The sequence below is a fragment of the Streptomyces sp. NPDC060209 genome, from assembly GCF_042728155.1.
Taxonomy (GTDB): Bacteria; Actinomycetota; Actinomycetes; order Streptomycetales; family Streptomycetaceae; genus Streptomyces.
The window spans coordinates 1-8,240 of sequence record NZ_JBHWZS010000358.1 but is presented as its reverse complement, the minus strand read 5'-3'; the positions used below and the strand labels follow the sequence as shown (position 1 = coordinate 8,240).

Here is an 8,240-nt window from a genome sequence, read left to right as displayed (position 1 = left end):
CCCGCGCGCGGGTGCGCATCCTTTGCCCGGCGCGATCTTTCAGGTGCCGGCCGGGACGGAGGGCTCCGTGCCCGCCCGTGCGCACACCGAGGCGGCCGCCTCGGAGGCGGCGGACAGCATGTCCCGCACCTGCTCCGGATCCGGTGTCGCCGTGAAGGAGCCTCGGGCTCCCATCCGGCTCAGCAGGCCCGCGGCGAAAGCGTCCCCCGCGCCGATCGTGTTGACGACCTCGACCGGTGTGGCCGCGACGGACACGGGTGGCGCGGTGGCTGTGTAGGCCGTACTGCCCCTCGCGCCCCGGGTGAGGACGACCAGCCGTCCACCGGCCGCCAGCTTCCGGCAGGTCTCCTCCGGGGCGGCACCCGGCCACAGCCGCTCCAGGTCCTCGTCGCTGGCTTTCACGACATGCGCGAGGTCGCAGAGTTCGCGCAGCGCCGCCGCGCCGTGGTCCGCGCCGAGTGTGCGGTCCCTGCGGACGTTGGGGTCCACGACTAGGAGCGAGTGCTCGGCGGCCGCGAGAGCGGTCGCGCGTACGGCCGATGCCGCGGGCTCCACGACGGCCGCGAGGCCGCCCACGTACACGGCCCCGAATCCGGCGGTCCGGGGGGAGAGGTCCGGCAGCCGGAACGTCGCCGTGTCCTGCAGATGGAAGTGGTACCCCGTCCCCCCGGCGCCCGGTTCGGCGACGGCCAGCGCGGTGGGAAGGCCGGAGCGTTCGCACAGCGTGAGGTCGGCCCCGGCCGCCCGCAGCCGCTCCTCGATCATGCGGGCGAAACCGTCGCCGCCCAGGCCCCCGGCGAACGAGGCCGGGGTGCCGAGCCTGGCCAGGCCGACGGCGACGTTGGCCGGAGCCCCGCCGAACTGGGCGGCCCGTACGCCACCGTCCCCGGCCACGGGTACGAGGTCGACGAGGGCCTCACCGAGTACGAGGACCGCGCCGGGCCCGCCCGTCACGGCTCGACCACGATCTTGCGGCCGACGCCTGCCTTGAAGCGGTCGATGGCCTGCGGGTACTGGTCGAGCGGCAGCCGGTCGCTGATGAAGACAGCGGGGTCCAGGACCCCGGTGGCGAAGAGCGCGGCGGCACGTTCGTAGCTGTGCAGGACGGCCATCGAACCGGTGATGGTGATCTCCTGGTTGTAGATGCGGTACGGCTCGATCACCGCCGTCGTCGCATAGTCGGCCACCCCGAACTGGAGGAAGGTTCCCCCCTTGGCGACACGTCCCAGGCCGTCCTGGATGGCGGCGGCGTTGCCCGTCGCGTCGATGACGACGTCCCAGCCGCCGGGGCGGTCCAGCTCGTCGGCCCCCGCCGCCGACCGGGAGCAGCCGAGGAGGCCGGCCGTGGCGAGGCGCTCGGGGTTGACGTCCAGGACGTCCACGCCCGCCGCCCCGGTGCGCTTGGCGAGCTCCAGCATCATCAGGCCCATGGTTCCGGAGCCGTAGATCAGCACCTCGGCGCCGAGCGTGCTGCTCAGCACGTCGTATCCCCGGACCGCGCAGGACAGCGGTTCGATCAGGGCGGCGTCCTTCACGTCGATGTGCTCCGGCAGCCTGACGCAGTTGGCGACGGGGGCCACGGCGTACTCGGCGGCGCCGCCGGAGACGGTGACCCCGATGGCGGCCCAGCGTTCGCAGAGGTTGCCGCGCCCGCTTCGGCAGTAGCGGCACTCGTGGCAGTGCAGGGAGGGGTCGACGGCGACCCGGTCGCCGACGGCCAGCTCCGTGACGTCACGTCCGATGCCCACGATCTCCCCGGCGAACTCGTGGCCGGGGACGAGCGGCAGGGTCGGCGCGAACTCGCCCTGCAGGATGTGCAGATCGGTCCCGCACAGCCCGCACGAGGCGACGGACACGACGACCTCGCGGGGGCCGGGGGTGGGGTCGGGGACGGTGGTGACGGAGACCTTGCCGGGGGCTTCGACGATCGCTGCCCGCATTATTTCACTGCTCCAAGAGACAGGCCCTGGACGAGTTTGTCCTGGGCGGCGTAGCCGGCGGCGAGCACCGGCAGGGACACGACGACGGACGCGGCACACAGCTGGGCCAGGAAGAGGCCCTGGCTGGTGACGAATCCGGTGAGGAAGACGGGGGCGGTCTGGGCGACGACGCCGGTGAGCACCCGCGCGAAGAGCAGTTCGTTCCAGCTGAAGATGAAGCAGATCAGGGCGGTGGCCGCGATGCCCGGCGCGGCCATCGGCGCGACCACCCGGGCCAGGACGGTCGGCAGCCGCGCGCCGTCCACCTGGGCGGCCTCGATGACGGACACCGGCACGTCCGCGAGGAAGGACTGCATCATCCAGACCGCGATCGGCAGGTTCATCGAGGTGTAGAGCAGGACGAGGAGCCAGATGTTGTCCAGCATCCCGGCGTTCTTGGCGAACAGGTAGACGGGGAGGAGGCCCGCGACGACGGGCAGCATCTTCGTGGAGAGGAAGAAGAACATCACGTCCGTCCACTTGCGTACGCGCCGGATGGAGAGGGCGTACGCCGCCGGGAGCGCCAGCAGGAGCACCAGGACCGTGGAGAAGAAGGAGGCGCCAAGGGAGTTGAGCAGTGGCGGCCACGGGGTGACGCCCGTGTCGGCGCCGAAGAAGGCCCGGTAGCCGTCGAGGGTGAGCGGCGCGAAGAGGGAGGGCGGGTTGGTGGCGGCGTCGGACTCCGCGTGCAGCGAGGTCAGCAGCATCCACAGCGCGGGCAGGCAGAAGGCGAGCCCTGCCGCCCAGGCCAGCAGGCCCAGCGCGGCGGAGCGCCGTCTGGCCCTGCGCAGGACGCGTCGCACGGACGGGGCGGATGCGGGGACGGTGGCGGCGGTCATGCGCGGTTCGCCTCCTCACTGAAGAGGGACGAGACGGTCCGGAGCGCGAAGGTGGCGATGATGATCGTGCCGATCACCACGACGACTCCCGCGGCGGACGCCAGTCCGTATTCGTGGGCCTGGTAGAAGGTCTGGTAGATGGTGTACGGAAGGTTGGCGGTGCCGAGGCCTCCGGCGGTGATGGTGAACACCGCGTCGAAGTTCTGCACGATGTAGACGGCGCCGAGCAGGACCCCTAGTTCGAGGTATCTGCGCAGGTGCGGCAGGGTCAGGTAGCGGAAGGTCTGCCAGGCGCTCGCCCCGTCGAGACGCGCGGCCTCGACGACCTCCGCGGGCCGGCTCTGGAGCCCCGCGAGCAGGATCAGCATCATGAACGGCGTCCACTGCCAGACCAGCGCGGCGATTACGGCCAGGAGCGGCATGTCCGCGATCCAGTCCGGCTGGCTCGGGCTCGTGTCGCCGAAGAGGTCTCCGATCCAGCTGAGCGTGCCGTTGAGGAGGCCGTACTCCGGGTTGTAGAGCGCGTGCTTCCACAGGAGGGCGGCGGAGACGGGCACGATCAGGAACGGCGTGATGAGGAGGGTGCGGACCATGCCCCGGCCGAAGAACGTACGGTCCAGGAGCAGCGCGAGGGCCAGTCCGATGACCACGGTGGCGAGGACGACGCCCACGGTCAGCAGGATCGTGGTGAGGACCGAGTCGCGGAGCGCGGCGTCGGTGAACACCGAGGCGTAGTTGTCGAGCCCGTTGAAGGCGCGCTTGTCGGGGCTGAGGGAGTTCCAGTCGAAGAGGGAGATCACCAGGGTCGCCACGAACGGCAGCTGGGTGACGACGATCAGGAAGACCAGCGCGGGCAGGAGCGGAGCCCTGGTGGCCCAGGCCCGGGCACGGTTCGCCTTGCGGGCCGGGGCTGCGGGTGGCCGGGGTGGTGACTGCGGTGTGGTGCCGACTGCTGTGGTCATCGGTACTCCTTGGCGACCTGCTCGGCCAGCTTCTGGGAGGTGGCCAGCGCCTTGTCGACGGACTGGCGTCCGGCTATGGCCGCGCTGATCTCCTGCGCGACCCGGGTGCCGAGATCGGTGAACTCGGGGATGCCGACGAACTGGATCCCGGGCACGGGGCGCGGCTGGGTGCCGGGGTTCTTCGGATCGGCCCCGGAGATTGCCTGCTCGGTGACATCTGCGAACGCGCCTGCCGCCTTGAGGTATTCGGCGTTCTCGTAGGTGGAGGCCCGTTTGCCGGCCGGGGCGTTGGACCAGCCGCTGGTCTCACCGACGAGCGACTCGTACTCCTTGCTGGACGCCCAGGAGACGAACTTCCAGGCGTCGTCGGACTTCTTGGAGGCCTTCTGGATGCCCCAGGCCCAGGTGTAGAGCCAGCCCGAGCTCCGGGTCTTCTCCACCGGCGCCGGTACGTAGCCGATCTTCCCCTTCACCGGGGAGCCGGCCGCCTCCAGCGAGCCGGCGCCCGCCGTGGCGTCGTACCACATGGCGGTCTTGCCCTGGGTCATGTTGTTGAGGCACTCGGCGTACCCGGACTGGGAGGCCCCGCGCTCCCCGTGCTTCCGCACGAGGTCGACGTAGAAGCGGGTGGCCTTCTTGAACTCCGGTGAGGTGAGCCGGGGTTTCCAGTCCTCGGTGAACCAGGTGCCGCCCATGGTGTTGACGACCGTGGTGAGCGGTGCGATGAGTTCGCCCCAGCCGGGCAGTCCGCGCAGGCAGATGCCCTTCATGCCGGGCTCGGCACCGTCCGCCTCCGCCGCGAGGCCTGCCACCTGTTTCCAGGTGGGGTGCGGGGGCATCGTCAGTCCCTTCGCCTCGAAGACGTCCTTGCGGTACATGAGGAAGGACGACTCCCCGTAGAAGGGTTCGGCGTAGAGCTTGCCCTCGGCGGTGAGCGACTCCGTCAGGGGTTCGAGGATGTCGTCCTGGTCGAAGTCGGGGTCCTGCTCGGCGTAGGTGTCGAGCGGGTGCAGCCAGTCGTTCTTCGCGAAGAAGGGCACCTCGAAGTTGCTGATGGTGCCGACGTCGTACTGGCCGGCCTGGTTGGAGAAGTCCTGGCTGATCTTGTCGCGGACGTCGTTCTCCGGGAGCACGGTGAAGTGCACCTTGATGCCGGTCTCCTCGGTGAAGTGCTCGGCGGTGAGCTTCTGCAGCTCGACCATCTGCGGGTTGTTCACCATGAGTACGTTCAGTGCGTCACCCCCTCCGAACGCGGTGCCGCCCGCTCCGGCGCACCCGGCGCCGAGAAGGGCCATGGCTGCTGTGCCCGCGACCGCACGCACGCGGATCCCACGGCGTCGTTGCTGGTGGGGCATAAATTCTCCTGATCGGTCGTAGCGGCTCGTGGATCGGTGCCCGTGGTCTCCGGTCCTCCTGACCGTTCCGGGCATGGCGAGGCCGGCCTCCGGCCTGTCGACGGGGACGGGGACGGGGACGGGGACGGGGACGAGGTGGTGAGGGCGGCGGGACCGTGTCCGCCGCCGGGTCAGACGCGGATCACGTTCGGGCCCAGCAAGGAGTAGCGCTGGGCCTCGGCCGAGGGCAGCCCGGTGTCGGTGACGACGGCCTCGAAGTCGCCGACCCCCGCGAAGCGGCAGAAGCTCACCGCTCCGAACTTCGAATGGACTCCGGCGAAGACACGGCGGCGGGCACTTCGCATGGCCTGCGCCTTGACCTCGCCGACCGCCGGGTCGGGGGTGGTCAGCCCGTACTGGCGGGAGATGCCGTTCGCGCCGACGTAGGCCAGGTCGATGACGAAGTCGGCGAGCATGCGGGTGGCCCAGTGGTCGACGGTCGCCATGGTGCTGCCGCGCAGGCGCCCGCCGAGCAGGAGCACAGCGGTCTTCTCCGCGTCCGCGAGGACCGTGGCGACGGCCAGGGACGCCGTGACCACGGTCAGCGGCCGGTCGCGGGGAAGGGCTTCGGCGATGAGCTGCGGGGTGAAGCCCTCATCGACGAACACCGTCTCGGCGTCGCCGAGCAGGTCGGCGGCGGCCGTCGCGATCCGTGACTTCTGCGGCACGTGGTGCGTGGTGCGCATCGCCAGGGTGGTCTCGAACCCGGCGCTCTCGACCGGGTACGCACCACCGTGCGTGCGCCGTACGAGACCGTGCTCCTCGAGGGTGTGCAGATCGCGTCTGATGGTCTCCTTGGCCACCTCGAACCGTTCGGCCAGCCGGTTCACGTCGACCGACCCGTCCCGTCGGGCCGTCTCGAGAATTCCCCGTCGGCGTTCCTCGGTGCCCACGACACATCCCTGCGCTAGTACGGATCCGGTGTGGGCCCGACGTCCGTTCGGGCTCACGCATTGTTTGTACAAGCAGAAACGGCAGTACGACCAGCACCTTCGCGTCACAGGCTGTGCCCGTTCATGCCCGTTTCACAATGGGTTTCCGTGCTGGTGACCGGGCCGCGGCGCCGGCGCGGCGGCCCGGCAGCGCCTGCTTGGCGCATGACCGCGCCCGTTTCGCGCCCGTCAGCGGTCACACAGGCGCCGGGGCTTCTAGCACGGACAGCCCGGAAGCGCAGCGAAAACCGCGCGGAAATGTCTGATTGTGCACCTCAAAGCCTGATTTCAGCCAACAATCCATGTCTCAAGGGCCTTCGGACAACCTCCGGCGCGGTAGTCGTCTCTCACGGGCAAAGCGACTCCACCGCCCCACGGGGCACTCGGACATCGGAGAACGATGAGCACCAGAACCCCCCGCAGCCGGCTGTGGCGTCCGGCGGTCGCAGCCGCCGCCGCGATCGCCGTGACCGCCGGCGTCGCCGCCGCCACGCCCGACACGAAGAAGGCAGCTCCCGTCCCACAGCTCGGCCTGGTCGCCGCGTCGAAGTCGGTGACGCTCGACTCGTGGAAGGAGGACCCGGGCGTCTATCTGGACCTCGGGACGTATCTCACCGCCTCCGGAGCACCGCTCGAACTGCGGGTGACCCGGAAGAGCTACAAGGACCCGGTCGTCGCCACCCAGATCATCCGCGAGGGGAAGAAGACCCGGACCAAGGAGCTCCCCAAGGGCCTGGTGAAGGACTTCTCGGGGCTGCCCGGCTTCGTCGGGATCACGATCCGGGACGCCGCGGGCAAGACGGTGGCGAGCCGTACGGAGTCGTTCTGCCCCAACAACGCGTCGGGCAGGATCAAGCCCGATGCCCCGGCCACGTCGAAGTATCCCGAGAGCTGCCCCACGAACCCCTTCACACTCGGCTCGGTGTGGGGTGTCGAGAACGGCTGGGCGTCCAACACCTATGCGGGCTACTACTCGGCGCCGGTCGCCCTCCCCGCCGGGAAGTACACCGCCGAGGTGGCCGTCACCAAGCGCTACCGGGACATCTTCAAGATCGCCGACGCGCCGCAGACCGTCAACGTGACGGTACGCGAACGCAGTTACGAGGAGGAGAGCCCCGCCCCCGCCCAGGGCGCCCGTGCCGCGTCCGGGCACGCGGGCCACGGGGCCGGGCACACGGGCCACACCGTGACACGCACACCCGCTCCGGTGGCCGCGACCACCGGTGCCGGTACCTCGTACAACGTGGGCCACGGCCCCTACGCGCCCGCGCCCGCCGCCCTGCCCTGGGCCGCCGCGCGCCAGGGCTTCCGGTCGGCACAGGGCGACGGGCCGGGACGTACGGACGGCTCCCGGCAGGCACCCGCGGTGCGGCCGAACGCCCAGCGTCCGACGGGCAGGGCGGCGGTGCCGGACGTGCCCAAGCCCGACCTGCGCTCCCTGCCCGCCTACGGCATCACCATCGGTGAGGGTGACACCGGCGCGCCCGGCAAGGACTATCTGGCCTTCAGCGCCAACGTGTGGAACGCGGGCCCCGCGCAGCTGGTGGTGGACGGCTTCCGCAAGCCGGGCAACGAGCTGATGGACGCCTACCAGTACTTCTACGACGCCTCGGGCAAGCAGGTCGGCTACACCCCGACCGGCACCATGGAGTGGGACCCCCGCCCGGGTCACGAGCACTGGCACTTCACCGACTTCGCGAGCTACCGGCTGCTGAAGGCCGACAAGAAGGAGACTGTGCGCAGCGGCAAGGAGGCCTTCTGCCTGGCCAACACCGACGCGGTCGACTACACGGTGAAGAACGCCAACTGGCACCCGGACAACACCGATCTGTCCACGGCCTGCGGCCAGGAGAACTCCATCTCCGTACGGGAGGTGCTCGACGTGGGCTCCGGTGACACGTACACCCAGGATCTTCCGGGCCAGTCCTTCGACATCACCGGGCTGCCGAACGGCACTTACTACATCCAGGTGCTGGCCAACCCGGAGAAGCGGCTCAAGGAGACCGACCTCGGCAACAACAGCGCCCTGCGGAAGGTGGTTCTGGGCGGCAAGCCCGGCGCCCGCACGGTGACCGTACCCAAGCACGACCTGGTCGACGCTCCCTGACATCTCCCTGCGCGCGCGGCCCCCGGG

At 70.3% G+C, this 8,240-nt stretch carries 7 protein-coding genes; 1 reads left to right on the top strand and 6 read right to left on the bottom strand.

The features are described 5' to 3' along the window. Window positions 1–39: 39 nt before the first annotated feature. The 6 genes from ACFWFI_RS38085 to ACFWFI_RS38060 all read right to left on the bottom strand — a co-directional run bounded on the left by ACFWFI_RS38085 (window position 40) and on the right by ACFWFI_RS38060 (window position 6,067). Complete coding sequence (locus tag ACFWFI_RS38085) at window positions 40–954, bottom strand: PfkB family carbohydrate kinase (protein ID WP_387399645.1); 915 nt, start codon at window positions 952–954, stop codon at window positions 40–42. Then, window positions 951–1,940: a zinc-dependent alcohol dehydrogenase family protein gene (locus ACFWFI_RS38080; protein WP_387399642.1), complete on the bottom strand. Its 990-nt coding sequence runs from the start codon at window positions 1,938–1,940 to the stop codon at window positions 951–953. The genes ACFWFI_RS38085 and ACFWFI_RS38080 overlap by 4 nt, the downstream gene beginning before the upstream one ends. Continuing rightward, window positions 1,940–2,818, bottom strand: coding sequence for a carbohydrate ABC transporter permease (locus ACFWFI_RS38075; RefSeq protein ID WP_387399640.1), 879 nt, complete (start codon window positions 2,816–2,818; stop codon window positions 1,940–1,942). The genes ACFWFI_RS38080 and ACFWFI_RS38075 overlap by 1 nt, the downstream gene beginning before the upstream one ends. Continuing rightward, window positions 2,815–3,780 carry a carbohydrate ABC transporter permease gene (locus tag ACFWFI_RS38070; RefSeq protein WP_387399638.1) on the bottom strand — a complete coding sequence of 322 codons (966 nt, stop codon included), beginning with the start codon at window positions 3,778–3,780 and terminating at the stop codon, window positions 2,815–2,817. Before ACFWFI_RS38070 ends, ACFWFI_RS38075 begins: the two co-directional genes overlap by 4 nt. Then, window positions 3,777–5,135 carry an ABC transporter substrate-binding protein gene (locus ACFWFI_RS38065; RefSeq protein WP_387399636.1) on the bottom strand — a complete coding sequence of 453 codons (1,359 nt, stop codon included), beginning with the start codon at window positions 5,133–5,135 and terminating at the stop codon, window positions 3,777–3,779. The genes ACFWFI_RS38070 and ACFWFI_RS38065 overlap by 4 nt, the downstream gene beginning before the upstream one ends. 170 nt (window positions 5,136–5,305) lie before the next feature. Beyond that, on the bottom strand, window positions 5,306–6,067 hold the full coding sequence (locus tag ACFWFI_RS38060) for a DeoR/GlpR family DNA-binding transcription regulator (protein ID WP_387399634.1): 762 nt from the start codon (window positions 6,065–6,067) through the stop codon (window positions 5,306–5,308). A gap of 439 nt (window positions 6,068–6,506) precedes the next feature. On the opposite strand from ACFWFI_RS38060, the gene ACFWFI_RS38055 reads away from it, so the two are divergent. Next, entirely contained in the window at window positions 6,507–8,213 is a 1,707-nt protein-coding gene (locus ACFWFI_RS38055) for a lysyl oxidase family protein (protein ID WP_387399632.1), read from the top strand. The last annotated feature ends 27 nt before the right edge of the window (window positions 8,214–8,240 follow it).

Coding starts and splice junctions, on each gene's coding strand:
- ACFWFI_RS38080 (WP_387399642.1), bottom strand. CDS start 1,940: ATGCGGGCAGCGATCGTCGAAGCCCCCGGCAAGGTCTCCGTCACCACC.
- ACFWFI_RS38075 (WP_387399640.1), bottom strand. CDS start 2,818: ATGACCGCCGCCACCGTCCCCGCATCCGCCCCGTCCGTGCGACGCGTC.
- ACFWFI_RS38070 (WP_387399638.1), bottom strand. CDS start 3,780: ATGACCACAGCAGTCGGCACCACACCGCAGTCACCACCCCGGCCACCC.
- ACFWFI_RS38065 (WP_387399636.1), bottom strand. CDS start 5,135: ATGCCCCACCAGCAACGACGCCGTGGGATCCGCGTGCGTGCGGTCGCG.
- ACFWFI_RS38055 (WP_387399632.1), top strand. CDS start 6,507: ATGAGCACCAGAACCCCCCGCAGCCGGCTGTGGCGTCCGGCGGTCGCA.